We start from the raw sequence: 13801 nt of genomic DNA, 5'->3' as shown, positions 1-13801 counted from the left end.
AGAGACTACGGGTAAACGAAAGTGTTCGGGTCGAAGATCAGCGTCCGGTTCCCCGGGTCGCTGTGGTACTCCTTCGACTGGCCGTTCGTCACGTCCGTGACGGCCACCCAGAACTCCACGTCCGTGAACGTCAGGATCGACATCCAGGCCCTGCCGTTGTCGGTCGCGGTGTTGACCCGGATCATGAACTCGTACGTGCTCGCGTCCGCGATCCAGAACGCGCCCGTGACGTCCGTCAGCTTCACCTTCGAGAGATTCGCCTGCGCGCCTCCGGCGTACTGGTTCTTCCAGCGTCCCGTCACGCGGTAGCGGCCGCCGAGCAGGCACATCGTGTTGGCGTCCTCGGTGCAGGTGACAGAGCACGATCCTCCTCCGAACGCCGCACGGTTCGGGAAGAGGACGTAGTCGATGTACGGGTATCCCGAACCATCGAATTCCGTGAGGAGAAGACTCATGTAATAGCAGCCCGCCGGCGGGCTGCCGAAGACGAAGAGGTCCCCGAGTTGATGTTGGAGTACATGGACGCCGGCCTGGAGAGTTCCCAGTGTGTAGGTCCCAAGTCGATAACCGTTCACGGACCCGCTCGCTGGGGAAGTCGTCGTCGCCCACAGCTCGAGGCGCAGGGTTCCGGACGTGCCGCTCGCGCGATGATTCGCCACACGGTCGGCCGTGAAGTAGCCGGTCGTCGGGCCGAGGCTGTAGAAAACGTTGCCCTCGATGTTGACCGCACCGACCAGCGCGGGAACCCGTATCGGCGCCGCCGTGCCGGGGCCCGGCGCGGATCCGAGCGGTTCCGAAAACGCCACGTCGGAATCCGCCTTGAAGACCGCGAGACTGCGCGCCGCGGCCGCCTCTTTCAGAAGGCGGCCCTCCTTGACGACCGGCTTTTTCGCCCTGTCGACACGAACCGGCTCTCCGGCCCCACGGGCCTCCTCCGCCGAAGCCGGAAGAGCAAGAAGAACGGCGGCGAGAAGGGCGAATCGGAAGGGCTTCATCGTTCGCCTCCTCACGGGTACACGAAGGTGTTCGGGTCGTAGATCAGCGTCCGGTTGCCGGCCGGGCTGTGGTACTCGAACGACTGCGCCGTGTGGGTGTCCGTCACGGCGATCCAGAACTCGACGTCCGTGAACGTCGGGATCGCGATCCAGACGCGGCCGTTGTTCGTCGCCGTGTTGAAGCGGATCAGGTACTCGTACGTGCTCGCGTTCGCGATCCAGAAGGCGCCGGTCACGTCCGTCAGCTTCGCCTTCGAGAGCGTCGCCGTCGCCCCGCCGGCGTACTGGTTCCTCCAGTGGCTCGTGACCTTGTAGCGGCCGGCCACCAGGCACATCGTGGTGGCGTCCTCGGTGCAGACCGTGGGGCCGCCCCCGCCGCCGCCAGGTGCCAGACGCCAGAGTCCGCGGCCATGCGTCGCGGCCATCAGGTAGCCCGTAGTCGCGTTGTACTTGAGGTCCGTGATCGCCACGATGGGCATGTTGTAACGGTTGGAGGACCAGCTGGTCCCGCCGTTCGTGGAGCTGAAGACGCCGATGTCGGTGCCCACCCAGAGACGATTCGCGTTCGCCGGGTCGACCGCGAGAGCGGAGACCGGGATGTCGGGCAGGTTGCCGCTGATGTTGGCCCAGGTCTGTCCCTTGTTGGTCGTCTTGAAGACCTTGCCGGGCGTCGACGGCGTGTTCGCGTTGTAGCCGCTGAACGCGACCCAGGCCGTGTTCGCGTCGGTCGTGGACGCGACGATCTTCGTCACGTAGCGGTCCGGAAGACCGGTGTCCGCCTCCGCGCCCGTGAAGCCGCTGCCCGTGTACTGGTAGAGGTAAACGTAGCCCGCGTTCGTTCCCAGCCAGACGAGGTCGTTGTTGGCGAAGGAGGACTCGATGACCGTGGGCCTCCCGTTCGTCGCGGCGAACGGCTTGACCGCGGCCCACGTGTCTCCACGGTTCCCCGAGATGTAGAGCGCCTTGTCGCTCGCGCCGTACACGTACTGCGGCTGCTTCGCGTCGATGGTGAAGGCGGGGTTGAACGAAACGCTCTCGCCGTCGGCCACCTTGCTGTCGCTGAACATCCGCTCGTGCCAGCCGGTCGAGGCATCGAGATTCTTCGCCCCCCCACCGTCATGGCGGTGGATGTTGTGCTGGGTTCCGATGTAGACGTGGTTCGGGTCGCCGATCGGAGGGCCCGGCTCGAAAAGTCCGAGCGTCCCGTCTCCGTAGCCCCAGCCGTCCCAGAAGGTCCCGTTGAAGTACGCCACGGAGTTGTCCTGCAGGCCGCCGACGATGATGTTGGGGTTCGTGGGGTGCGAGTCGAAGAGATAGAACTGAAGCGTGGACAGCGTCGCGTTCAGGTTCTCCCACCGGTAGTCGAAGGGCTGCGTGCCGGAACCGGTCACCGTCCCTCTGTAGATGCCTCCGTCGTTGCCGACGTAGATCTGGCCATTGGGCGCGTAGACGGCCGTGTGGATGTCCGGGTGGATCGCGCGGGTGGGGTCGAACTGGTCGCACGGGAACGCGGTGACCATGGTCCCGCCGTTGTCGATCTGGACGGACGTGCTGCTGATGTGGGTGCAGTGCGGCGTCGTGTCCACCCACGTACGTCCGCCGTCGAGAGTCCGGTAGACCATCCCGCGCCACGGGAGCGAGAGCGTCCGGGTGGGGTTGTCGATGGGGTCCGGCCAGAGGTCGTTGTAGTTCGCGCTCCCCCCGATCACGACGTCGTTCTCGTTGGCGGGGTTCACCACGATCATGTTGTCGTAGTCGCACTGCGTCGCGCAGTACTCGGGGACGCCGTCGCGAAGCCAGCTTCCGAGCCAGGACCAGCTGCCGCCTCCGTTCGTCGACTTGAACAGCAGCCCGCCGGGCAGATTGAGATCCTTCTTCGAGTCGAACGTTCCGTCCCCATCCACGTCCACGAGGATGCCGTCCGTGGCGTACGCAGCGTAGATGACGCTCGGGTTCGACGTGGGGACCGCGATGTCGATGCGGCTGAAGTCGGGATATCCGCTGCTCGTGAAGCGCGGGTACGGGCCGCCATAGGCCGGGTGGCCATAGCTGGAAACGCTCGCGGGAAACGCTCCGAAGCCGCCGGTATTCAGGGGCGTCACGCGGGTCCAGCTCTGGCCTGCGTTGGCGGAGCGGTAGATGCCGCCGTAGTACTCGGTGATGTAAAGGAGGTCGGGCTGACTCGGACCCCCGATCTCCAGGTCCATGAACCCGTTGTTGCCGGGCTGCTTGCCCGGGTAGGTGTACGTCGTGGCGGCCTTGAGGAGAGTCCAGCTCTGCCCGCCGTCCGTGGACTTGAAGACGCCCGTCTGGCGGTTGGCGGGCGGTGGGTTGTAACTGACCACGTACGAGGCGACGTCGGCCGTCGTCACGAAGAGCGTGTTGGCGTTCCGCGGGTCCACCTGCAGGCCGCTGACCGACAGGTAGTCGAAGTTCCAGCCCGCTCCGCTCGCCGGGAGGGCCTGCCAGGTCTCGCCGGCATCGGTGGACTTGAAGACCCCGGCGCCGTAGATGCTCGTCGAGCCGTGGGGCTCTCCGGAACCCGCGTAGACGACGTTGGGATTGCTCGGCGCAAAGCGAAGAACCTTGATGGCCAGCGAAGGAAGGCCGTCTCCCACCGGACGGAACGTGGCCGCCCGATCCGTGGACTTCCAGATTCCCCCCTGCGCAGCTCCGAGGAGGACGAGGTTCTGGTCTGCGGGGCTGATGGCGATCGCGAGCGTTCGGCCGGAAGCGTCCTGGTTGCTCGAGCCCGCGTACGTGATGTTCCTGTTCGCGCCCGGAGCCAGGTTCGTCCAGTTGTTTGCCGCCCCGTCGAGCGCGGTGCGCGCCGACTTCAGCTCCTCGCGGAGGGCGGCCCGGTGCACGTCGCTCGGGATCCGGTTCGCGGGATAGGCACGCTGTTCCCACCAGATGCGCGCGTGCTCGTTGGGGTCGTCCTTGTCGCCGAGCGCCGGTTCGGCGGCATGCGACGGACCTGCCGGGGTGGCCCGGACTTCCAGCGCATCCCCCATGGCGCTGCCGTCCGCCGGTTTTCCGATCCTCGACGCGGCCTCCGCAGAAGGAGCCTCGACGGGTCTCTGTGCACGGGCGGCCGACGAGGACGTGCAGGAAGACGTCCCGACCGCAACGCCGAAAAGGACGAGCAACGCCCCGGCTGAGGCCTTCCTTGGCACCATCACACACTCCTGTTGGGAGAAGACTCGACTGAACTCTCGGGTTTCGAGGATGAGATCACCTCTCGGCCCGACAGGTCAAGGCGGAGGAAGCGTGTTCGTCCCGGGGGTCGGCACTTTGGAGCGGTAGTCCGGATCGTCGGTTCCGCCGTGGGCGCGCTTGCGCTGGTACTGCTCGTAGCCCTGGTCCCGGCCTTCCGGAAACGGCCCGTAGTCGCGCTCGTAATCGGGGAGGCGCCGGCGGGCCGGGGGCACCTGAACGCCCAGACCTTCCAGCACGTTCTTCATCCGGCCCAGCGCATCGACGACGCCGTTCCACTCGTCCGCGACACCGGCCCACGCCGCTTTCCGCCGGATCGTGTCGTTCATGCGTCCTGCGCTTCGGTCGAGCTTGAGAACGTCGACCGACACGTCCCAGGGGTGGATCTCGTATGCGTCCATCCGCTCGTGGAACGCCGTGGCGCTTCGAGAGAAGTCGTCGAGCGACGCGAGAAACTTCCGGGTGCTGGAGGACCGGTTGCTCGATTTCGTCTTAGCGGCGGCTGCCGCGTCCCGCGCGGTTCCGTCGAGATAGTGCGCGAGCGCCCGCATGGTCTCGAACTGGCCCCGGCGGAAAGGGTTGTCGAGCGTGCCGAAGCGGACGGACGCGGCTGGCGGCGCGTCGGCCGCTGGCGCAGAGCGAGCCACCGGAACGAGGAGTGAGAACGTCACGGCGAGAGTTCCGAGTGCGCGTCTCATCTGTTCGTCCTTCCAAAGCAAAGGGCCCGGATGCCCGGGCCCTCTGTCCTTCGCCGCGTCGCGGCGGGGATTACTTCTCGAGCTCGACGATGACGTCCACCGGTGAACCGGCGCGCGCCGTGACCTCCACGGTCCTGCTCTTGTAGCCGGGGCGCGTCACGGTGATCGTGTGCGTGCCGGGCTCGGCGACGATGCCGCGCGCGTTCGCCGCGAGGTCGTCGGCCGCGCCGAGGTACTTGTCGTCCATGTAGACGGCTGCGTCGTCCGGCATCACGCGGAACTTGATCCGCCCGCGGTTCGTCGGGCGCGGCGGCGGCGCGACGCGCGCGTCCATGCGCTCCTCGTCCGTGGCCTCGCGCCACGACGGCGACGCGGCGCCGTCGCTCCAGCCGTCGTCGCCGCGCGGCGCGGCTTCGGCGGACGCCGAGGCGCCCTTCGTGAACACGCGCCCGAGCGGCGTGCCCTTGCTCTCCGGCGGGAACGCGTCGAGCGCGCTCTTGCCGGGCTCGAGCTTGAGCTTCTCCTCGATCTTCACCTGCTGGCCGGCCGTGACGTCGAGCTCGGTCGCGTACGTCATGTAGTTCGGCATGCGGAACTCGAGCTGGTACTTGCCCGGCCCGAGATAGAGGAAGTCCGGCATGCCGTCGAAGTCGTCGGCCGAGCCGATGTACTTGCCGTCCAGAAGAATCTGCGCTTCCTGAGGCGACACGTCCGTCTTGACGATCGCGTACCGGCCCTGGCGAACGCCGACGCCGACGCTGCCGCCGGCCATGGATTCCGGCGCGACGTAGTAGCTCGAGCCGCCCCACGGGCCGCCCCACCACCACGTGGACCAGTAGGGCGCATAGCCCCAGCCCCAACCCCAGCCCCAGCCGGCCCAGCCCCAGTACGGGTAGTACGGGCGATAGCCGCCGTAGCCGCGATGGGGATAGCTGCCGTGTCCGTAGCCGTTGCCGCGGGCCGGCGGGTGTGCCGCATAACGGCCGCCCGACGCCGACTGGTGTGTTCCGGACCCGTGCGTCGTCCATCCGCGGCTGCCCGAGTACGAGCCACCGCTGCGGCCGCCCGAGTACGAGCCACCGCTGCGACCACCCGAGTACGAGCCGCCGCCGCGAGCGCCGCCCGAATACGAGCCTCCACCGCCGCGAGGCGCGGCGTACGAACCGCCACCACCGCCGCGACTGCCGCCGCCGCTCACATGGCCACCGCCACCGCCGCCGCCACCGTGGCTGCTGCCGCCGCCACCTCCGCCGTGGCTGCCACCGCCACCACCACCGCCGTGGCCGCCGCCGCCGCCTCTCTGCGCGAGCGCTGCCGGGGCGAGGACGAGAGAAGCCCCGGCGAACGCCAGGGCGCCGAAGAGGCCGGCCCTACGAAGAGCGCGGGGAAGGATGTTCTGACGCATTTTCATGACTCCCGGGAGGCCCCTGGCGCAGCCTCCAGTCCCTCCAAAGCAACTCCCTTGCCGAGCCCGCGTCCCCCCCGCCGGACGGGCCGGCAAGGGGTTTGGCGTCCTCCCATCATAGGTCCGCTACCCGAGTCAGGGCAGGCGTCCCGAGAAGAGGACTCCGAGGCGCTCCCTGAGCCCCAGAGGCGCCCGCGGGCCCACGGGCAGGAGGGCGCCCAGAACGGCCGCAGGATCGGCCAGGAGCGCCCCCGGGAACACGGCGTAGGCCTCGGCCGCCGCGACCCGGGCCGGGAGCGTCATGCGCCGGAACGCGTTCAGCCCGTCGACGAAGGACGCGTAGTCGCGCTCGACAGCCTGGGAAGCGAAGGCGAGGACGGCCTTCCGCTTGCGCTCGAGGAACGGCGTGACGTCCACGAGGAAGTTCGGCCGGAACGGCTGCGAGACCTCGAAGAACGCGACCGTGGCGCGCGCGAGCGCCGCCGCGGCGGGATCCTGCGCGGGGCGCCGGGCGACGGCGAGGAGCGCGTACGCGACCGCGCGGTGGTCGGGGTGTGTCTCGACCGGAGAGGGGCAGAAGACGACGTCCGGCGCCGCCTGCGCGAGCCAGAGCGCGACGAGGCCCTCGAGATCATTCGCCCGGCCGCTGAGGCCGCGGTCCGGCAGGCCGCCCTCGTGCACGGCGCCGCCGCCGAGGAGCGCGAGCGCCGCGCGCGATTCGTCCGCCCGCCGTGCCGCGATCGCGCGGCGACCCGCGTCGTCCGAAGCTCCCGCTGCTCCGTCCGTCACGAGGAGGACGTCGATCGTGGCGCCGCGCGACGCGAGGTCCGCGAGCGCTCCCCCGCAGCCGAAGACCTCGTCGTCCGGGTGCGGCGCGAGGACGAGGACGCGCCGCGCGTCGAAGCGCGACGCCTCGTACGGGACGAGCGCGCGCTCGTCCGGAAGCTCGTCGGAGATCACCCCGGAAGCTTAAACTCCCTCCGTGGACGCCGCACAGCCGAGTCCGCGGGTGTCCGTCATCCTGCGCACGAAGGACCGCCCCGACCTCCTCGCCGAGGCGCTCGCGAGCCTCCGCGCGCAGACTTTCCGGGACTTCGAGACGGTCCTCGTGAACGACGGCGGGCCCCTGCCCGAGGCGCTCCTCGCGCCGGCGCCCGGCCGAGGGCTGCGTGTCGTCGTCCCGCCGGCGCCGGGGGGCCGCACGCGCGCGCTCAACGCGGGACTCGCGGCGGCCCGCGGGGGCTGGATCGCGTACCTCGACGACGACGACGTCTACCTGCCCCACCACCTCGCCGCGCTCGAGGCCGCGCGCGCCGCGGGAGCCCGTGCGGCGCACACGTCCGTCCGGCAGACGCGCCAGGAACGCGGCGCGGACGGCTCCTTTCACGACGGCGCGACGATCACGACGTACGACCGCCCGCTGGACGCGGGCCGCATCCTCCTGAAGAACGACGTCCCGCTCCTGGCGCTCGGCCACGAGCGCGCGCTCGCGGACGCAGCCGGGGGCTTCGACCCGGCGTTCGACCTCTTCGAGGACTGGGACTTCCTGATCCGCCTCTCGCGTCTCGTTCCGGTCGCCCACGTGCCCGAGGTGACAGCCGTCTACCGCGTCCGCGCGGGCTCGAACGTCACGGAGACGACTCCGTGGGGCTCTCCGGCCTCGCAGGCGGCGCGCCGGCGCCTCTACGCCAAGCACGCCGCGTCCACGACACCGGAGGCGATGGTGGCGTTCGTGGACGGCGTCGTCGGCGACCTCGAAGCAGCGCTCGGCCGTGAGAGCTTTCTCGTAGGGGAGTACGCGCGCGCCGAGGCGGAGGCGAACGGAGCGCGCGCCGCCCTCGACGCGCAGGCCGCGCGTGCCGCGCGGCTCGAGTCCGAGCTCGCGGCGACGCGTGAAGACGCAAGCCGCTTCCGCGAGGAATCCGCGACGCGCGAGCAGTCTCTCGCCGTCCAGAACAGCCACCTCCGCGCCGAGCTGGCCAAGCGCGACGCGACGCTCGAACAGATCTACCGGTCGCGCGTGTGGCGCTTCTTCACGCCGTGGTGGCGCCTGAAGGAACGGCTCCGCAAATGACGCCCTCCCCTTCCGCGGTCCGCTGCGACCTCGTGATCCCCGTCTACAACGCGCTCGGCTCGACGCGCGCGTGCCTCGCGAGCGTGAGGAAGTTCGCGCCCGCCTGGGCCCGGGTCGTCGTGGTGAACGACGCGAGCGACGAGGCGACGACGGCCTTCCTGCGGGCGCAGGACGGAATCGTCCTCCTCGAGAACGAGCGGAACCTCGGCTTCGTCGAGACCGCGAACCGGGGGCTCCTCTTCTCGGATGCGCCGTGGGTCTGCCTCCTGAACAGCGACACGCTCCTGACGGAGGGCGCCCTCGAGCGGATGGTCGCGGGCTGCGAGAAGGACCCCGCGATCGGCCTCGCGACGCCGCTCTCGAACGGCGCCGTGAACCTCTCCGTGAAGCTGCCCGAGGGCGAGGACGTCTTCTCGTTCGCCCGCCGCGTCGGGCGGACGAGCCCGGCGCGCTACCCCGACGCCGTCACGGTCGTGGGCTTCTGCCTCCTCGTGAAGCGCGACGTGATCACGTCGCTCGGCGTCTTCGACACGATCTTCGGCCGCGGCTACTGCGAGGAGACGGACCTTCACTACCGCGCGCGCGCCGCGGGCCGCCGCTGCGTCGTCGCGGACGACGTCTGGATCTACCACCGGCACGGCGGGAGCTTCACGGACGGCGCCGCGCGCACGGCCCGCAACATGGAGATCCTCATGGGGCGGTGGCGGGCCGTGCACGAGAAGGAGTTCCAGGAGTTCGGGCGCCGGAACGACCTCGGCGCCGTGCGCGACGCCCAGACGTACGAGTGGATCCTCCCGGACGACCGTCCCCCCGTTCCGCACGACCTCCTCGTCGTCGTCCCGCCCGGCCCGCTCACGCCCGCGACGACCGACCGCCTCGCGCTCGCGAACGAGCTCGTCCTCGCCGGCTTCCGCGCAGGGGCGGTGGCGCTCGACGGCGCCGAGCCGGAGAAGGAAATGGAGCTCTGGTTCCGGCCCTACCGCCGGACGGCCGAGGCGCTCCGCGCCGCCCCGCCCGCCGCGCGGGCGTGGGTGGCGGCGGGAACGGGGATTGAAGAGGGATTTTCTTCGAATGAGAAGAGAGCGGCCGGATCGCCTGCGCAGGCATCACTCGCCGCGCTCCGCCGCCGCTTGAAGTCCCTCTTCACCTTCTAAGAAATCTTCTCTTCTCCGAGGATCTCGAACGAGACCTGATCGACGGCGCGCGCGTACCAGGGCGCACCGCCGAAGCCCGCGACGACGTCCGCCGGCGGGCGCCATGCGCCCGCCGGCGCGCGCGGCACGAACGCGAAAGAAGAGAAATCCGCGAGCGGCGACAGGGCGACGGCCGCGGGGCGCGGGAGGCGCAGCGCGCCCTCCCCCGCCGGGGCGGGCGCCAACGCTGGTGGCGCTGGCGGCGCGTGCGCCGCGAGCGCATCGAGCGCGGCCGAGCCGCGCGCGCCGAAGTGCGTCGCGAAGTAACGGCGCTCGGATTCCGCGAACCACGCGGCCGCGCGGGGCTCGAGGCGCGCGCTGCTGTTGTACGCGTGGACGACGCGCGCGGCGCCGACGCCCCGGAGCGCGCCCCCCATCTTCCGCAGCCGGCGCTGCCAGTCGTTCTCCTCGTAGTACAGCGCATAGGCCTCGTCGAACGGGCCCACGCGCTCGAGCGTCGCGCGCGACACGGCGACGAGCGCTCCGGAAAGCGCCTCCACGGCGCGAGTCTCGCCGCGGGCGGCCGCCTCCGCCGCTGCGGCGGCCCGGCGCAGCCCCCGGCGGAAGGCCGCCGGCGTCCCCGCGAGCCGCCGGCGCGCGAGGGCGAAGGGATGCGGCTCTTCGGCGGGCGGCATGTGAATCGTCTCGCCCTCGTCGAGGAAGAGCGCCGGGCCCGCGGCGGCGAGGCGCTCGCGCGCGGCCCCCGCGAGCGCGGCGAGCGCGCCCGGGCGGACGAGGACGTCGGGGTTCGAGAGGACGAGGATCTCGCCCGAGGCGGCCCGCGCGCCCGCGTTCAGGCCGCCCGCGTAGCCGAGATTGCGACCCGGGACGAGAACGCGGTCGGCGGCGCCCTCGAGGGAGCGCGCCTCGGCCGCGTCGTCGGAGTTCACGACGGCGATCGTCTCGAGCGAGAGGCCCGAGCGCGCGGCGTCCTCCCGCAGGCTTTCGAGGGCGCGCGCGGCGAGCGCGCCCGACCGGTAGCTCACGAGGACGGCAGAGATCACGGGCATGGGGTATTTTCAGCCCGATGGCCGTCGAGATCCGCGCCGCCGAAGCGTCCGACCGGCCGCTTCTCCTCGCCCTGGCCGAGGCCGCGTTCGGCGCGCCCCCGAGCGCCGCCGAATGGGCGTGGAAGTACGACGCGAACCCGCACCGCGCGACGTCGGTCGTCGCGATCGAGGACGGGCGCGCCGTGGGGTTCTTCGGAGCGATCGGCACGCGCTACCGCGGCGCGGGCCGCGACCTCCCCGGCGCCGCGACCGGCGACGTCATGACGCATCCGGACGCGCGGAAGCTGGGACACCGCAACGTCTTCTCGGACGTCGGCAAGGCGTACGTGACGATCAACGCCGCCGCCGGCATCCCGCTCGACTTCGGCTTTCCGAACGAGCGCGCCCGGCGCGCCGAGGAGCGCCTCCTGGGCGTGAAGACGATCGAGGCCGCGGGCCAGCTCGCGCGCCCTCTCGACCCGCCTCTCCGGCGCTCGCGCTTCTCCTTCCGGCGCGTCGCGCGCGCCGCCGCGCTCGGCGCCGCGCACGACCGCCTCGCCGACGCGCTGCACGCGGCATCGGGCTGGCGGACGAACCGGTCCGCCGCCGCACTGGCGTGGAGGCTCCTGTCCCGCCCCGGCGTCCCCTACGAGCTCTTCCACGCCGTGGACTTCACGGGACGCGCCCGTGCGTTCGCGGCCGTGCGCATCGTGGGCGACCGCGCGCTCCTCGTGGACCTGCAGGCCGAGAGCACGGACGGCGGCGCTCTGCCCGATCTCCTCGCGGGTGTCGCGGCCGAAGTCACGGGGCGCGCCCGCGTCCTCGAGGTCCGTCTCCCCCGCCGCGGCGCGCTTCACGCGCGCCTCACGGGCGAGCTGGGGTTCACCGAGGCCGCGACGGACACGCACCTCGTCGTGCGCTCTTTCCGCGCCGACGTGGACGCCGCCGCCGAAGGCGCCGCCTTCGACTATCGCTTCCTCGATCACGAAGTCTTCTGAGCGAAGATTTCCTCGAGGCGGTCGAGGACGCGGTCCAGCGAAAACGTCCGCGCGGCCTCCAGACCCTTGGCCCGGCGCGTCGCCCAGAGCCACGGCTCGTCGAGCAGGCGCGCCGTCTCGCGGGCCATTCCCGACGCGTCGCCGGCCGGCACCCGGGACACGGCGTCCTCGGGCAGGACGACGAGCGACGGGATGTCGGAGATGACGACGGGAACCCCGGCGGCCATCGCCTCGAGCGGCGGGAGCCCGAACCCCTCGGCATCGAAGGACGGGAACAGCAGGACGTCGCACGCGTGGTACCAGATCGGCATCACGTCGGCGGGGAGCGCGTGGCCATAGACATCCGCGTCGAGCAGCTGTTTTTCCTCGATCGACGGGGGAAGCGCGCTCGCGCGGTAGAGCCGGACGTCGCGCCCCGTGCCGCGCAGGTGCGCGACGGCCTCGAGCGCGACGGCGATTCCCTTCAGGGGCGCCTCGAAGGGGCCGACGACGCCCACGGTGGGCGGGCGGCGGGGCGCGTCGCGTTGCGGATCGGGCGGCGCGAAGAAGGCCGCGGGAATCGCCTGCGGGAGCACGAAGTAGGGGCCGGGGTAACGCGGGGCGAGGACCGCCTCGAGGTGGGCCGACACGAGCAGCTTCGGCACGTTCTGCCGGTAGGCCTCGTCGATCTCGTCCAGCCGGTGGAACGTGTGCGGGTGCGGCGCCTCGTACCCCTGGCAGAAGTGAAAGACCTTCGCGGCACGGCGGGCGCGGACGACGGGGGGGACCGTCGGGAACCACGTCGCGACGTGGACGTCCGCCTCGGGCAGGGTGGTTGCGTCGAACGCGGCGACCTCGACGACGGGCACGCCGACGCTCAGCCACGCGTGGCGCGCGTCGCGCGTCACGATCGTCACGTCGTGGCCGCGGCCGCGCAGCCCCTCGGCGTGCTCGACGACGACCTTGACGCCTCCCGAGAGCTCGAGGGACTCGAGGACGTAGACGATCTTCACAGCGATTCCCACGCGAGCGGGGGCCGCATGAGCCCGTTGCGCCACGTGTCCGACTCGACACGGAACGTGCGGCTCCGCGAGTCGTAGAGCGCGAGCGCCTTCTCGTCGCCGAGGAACACGGTCGCGACGAACTCCCCCTTCCAGAGCGGGAGCTCGTCGATCCGGACCCGGACCTTGTGCCGCGCCCGGCCTCCGAAGGGGCCGGCGCCGTCCGTCTTGGACTCGGCCGTGAACAGCTCCACGTTGTCGAGCGTCGCGACGCCGAGGTGCACCTGCATGAGCCGCTCGGGCGTGTCGCCCTCGAACGCGATCTCGGCGATCCACGGCTCGTTCGGCCGGAACTCCTCCATCTCGCGCCCGTCCGCGCCGACCAGCGTGAAGCCGGTGATGCGCCCCTTCGAATCGGCGGGCGGGTGCGGGTGATGGGCGGAGGGGGCGTCCTTGCGGGCAAGAAACCGTTCGTACGCGAGGACGACGCTTTGCGCGTCTCCCTCCGCGGCCACGCTTCCCGCGTTCAGCCAGATCGCGCGGTCGCACAGCGTCGAGATGAAGTACATGGCGTGGCTGCAGAAGAAGATCGTCTTCCCGGACGCCTTGAGCTCGAAGATCCGGTCCACGCACTTCTTCTGGAAGCGTCCGTCGCCCACGGCGAGCGCCTCGTCGAGGAGGATCACGTCCGGCAGCACCGCGGTCGCCACGGAGAACGCGAGGCGCATCTGCATGCCCGACGAGTACGTCTTCACGGGGCGGTCGAAGAAGTCGCCGAGCTCGGCGAACTCCTCGATCTCGGGCAGCGCCGCGGCGACCTCTTCGCGCGAGAGGCCCGCGAGCGCGGCCTGGAGGATCACGTTCCGCCGGCCCGTGTCCTCCGGGTGGAAGGACGAGCCCAGCTCGAGGATCGACGCGATCCGCCCCGGGATGCTCACGGAGCCGGACGTGGCGGCCGTGGTGCCCGCGAGGATCTTGAAGAGCGTGCTCTTCCCGGATCCGTTCTCGCCGACGACGCCGAGGACCGCGCCCTTCGCGATCGAAGCCGAGACGCCCCGCAGTGCGTGCACCTCGGCGTGCCGCGGCCGGCCCGTGAGGGCCTCGACGAGCCGGTCGCGCGGAGCCTCGTAGATCCGGTAGACCTTCGAGAGGTTCGAGAAGGAATACGTCGCCGGCGTCTCGGGCATGGGTCTCGGGGATGTTATCCGCCCTGCGGCTCGCGCGGCCCCGAAAAAGAACGGCCCGGACGCGGG

General features: G+C 70.9%; 11 protein-coding genes. 3 read left to right on the top strand and 8 right to left on the bottom strand.

Features of this window, described 5'->3' with window-relative positions:
• Window positions 1-5 precede the first annotated feature (5 nt).
• The 5 genes from IPL89_10455 to IPL89_10435 form a co-directional block, all read right to left on the bottom strand.
• Window positions 6-995: a hypothetical protein gene (locus IPL89_10455; protein ID MBK9063601.1), complete on the bottom strand. Its 990-nt coding sequence runs from the start codon at window positions 993-995 to the stop codon at window positions 6-8.
• Window positions 996-1006: 11 nt separating this feature from the next.
• On the bottom strand, window positions 1007-4174 hold the full coding sequence (locus tag IPL89_10450; GenBank protein ID MBK9063600.1) for an exo-alpha-sialidase: 3168 nt from the start codon (window positions 4172-4174) through the stop codon (window positions 1007-1009).
• A 75-nt stretch (window positions 4175-4249) separates the two neighbouring features.
• Window positions 4250-4909 (bottom strand): hypothetical protein, encoded by a 660-nt coding sequence (locus IPL89_10445; protein ID MBK9063599.1) that lies wholly within the window; start codon window positions 4907-4909, stop codon window positions 4250-4252.
• Window positions 4910-4979: 70 nt separating this feature from the next.
• Window positions 4980-6314: a PEGA domain-containing protein gene (locus IPL89_10440; GenBank protein MBK9063598.1), complete on the bottom strand. Its 1335-nt coding sequence runs from the start codon at window positions 6312-6314 to the stop codon at window positions 4980-4982.
• A 135-nt stretch (window positions 6315-6449) separates the two neighbouring features.
• The gene (locus tag IPL89_10435; GenBank protein MBK9063597.1) at window positions 6450-7274 is read right to left on the bottom strand and encodes a PIG-L family deacetylase; all 825 of its coding nucleotides are present in this window, start codon (window positions 7272-7274) and stop codon (window positions 6450-6452) included.
• A 22-nt stretch (window positions 7275-7296) separates the two neighbouring features.
• Here IPL89_10435 and IPL89_10430 point away from each other — a divergent pair, with 22 nt between their 5' ends.
• Together IPL89_10430 and IPL89_10425 are read left to right on the top strand one after the other, a co-directional pair.
• Window positions 7297-8388 (top strand): glycosyltransferase, encoded by a 1092-nt coding sequence (locus IPL89_10430; GenBank protein MBK9063596.1) that lies wholly within the window; start codon window positions 7297-7299, stop codon window positions 8386-8388.
• Window positions 8385-9542 (top strand): glycosyltransferase, encoded by a 1158-nt coding sequence (locus IPL89_10425; GenBank protein ID MBK9063595.1) that lies wholly within the window; start codon window positions 8385-8387, stop codon window positions 9540-9542. The genes IPL89_10430 and IPL89_10425 overlap by 4 nt, the downstream gene beginning before the upstream one ends.
• Here IPL89_10425 and IPL89_10420 read toward each other — a convergent pair.
• Window positions 9539-10591: a glycosyltransferase family 2 protein gene (locus tag IPL89_10420; GenBank protein ID MBK9063594.1), complete on the bottom strand. Its 1053-nt coding sequence runs from the start codon at window positions 10589-10591 to the stop codon at window positions 9539-9541. The two genes, IPL89_10425 and IPL89_10420, sit on opposite strands and share 4 nt — an antisense overlap.
• A gap of 17 nt (window positions 10592-10608) precedes the next feature.
• Between IPL89_10420 and IPL89_10415 the strand changes: the two genes are divergently transcribed.
• On the top strand, window positions 10609-11568 hold the full coding sequence (locus IPL89_10415; protein ID MBK9063593.1) for a GNAT family N-acetyltransferase: 960 nt from the start codon (window positions 10609-10611) through the stop codon (window positions 11566-11568).
• Here the strand turns inward: IPL89_10415 and IPL89_10410 are convergent.
• Both IPL89_10410 and IPL89_10405 read right to left on the bottom strand, forming a co-directional pair.
• Window positions 11553-12560, bottom strand: coding sequence for a glycosyltransferase family 4 protein (locus IPL89_10410; protein ID MBK9063592.1), 1008 nt, complete (start codon window positions 12558-12560; stop codon window positions 11553-11555). The genes IPL89_10415 and IPL89_10410 overlap by 16 nt on opposite strands.
• The gene (locus IPL89_10405; GenBank protein MBK9063591.1) at window positions 12557-13735 is read right to left on the bottom strand and encodes an ABC transporter ATP-binding protein; all 1179 of its coding nucleotides are present in this window, start codon (window positions 13733-13735) and stop codon (window positions 12557-12559) included. Before IPL89_10405 ends, IPL89_10410 begins: the two co-directional genes overlap by 4 nt.
• Window positions 13736-13801 lie beyond the last annotated feature (66 nt).

This window comes from Acidobacteriota bacterium (assembly GCA_016716715.1).
Classification (GTDB): domain Bacteria; phylum Acidobacteriota; class Thermoanaerobaculia; order UBA5066; family UBA5066; genus Fen-183.
Note: the sequence above shows the minus strand (reverse complement) of the source record. Positions and strands in the feature narration are given on the sequence as shown.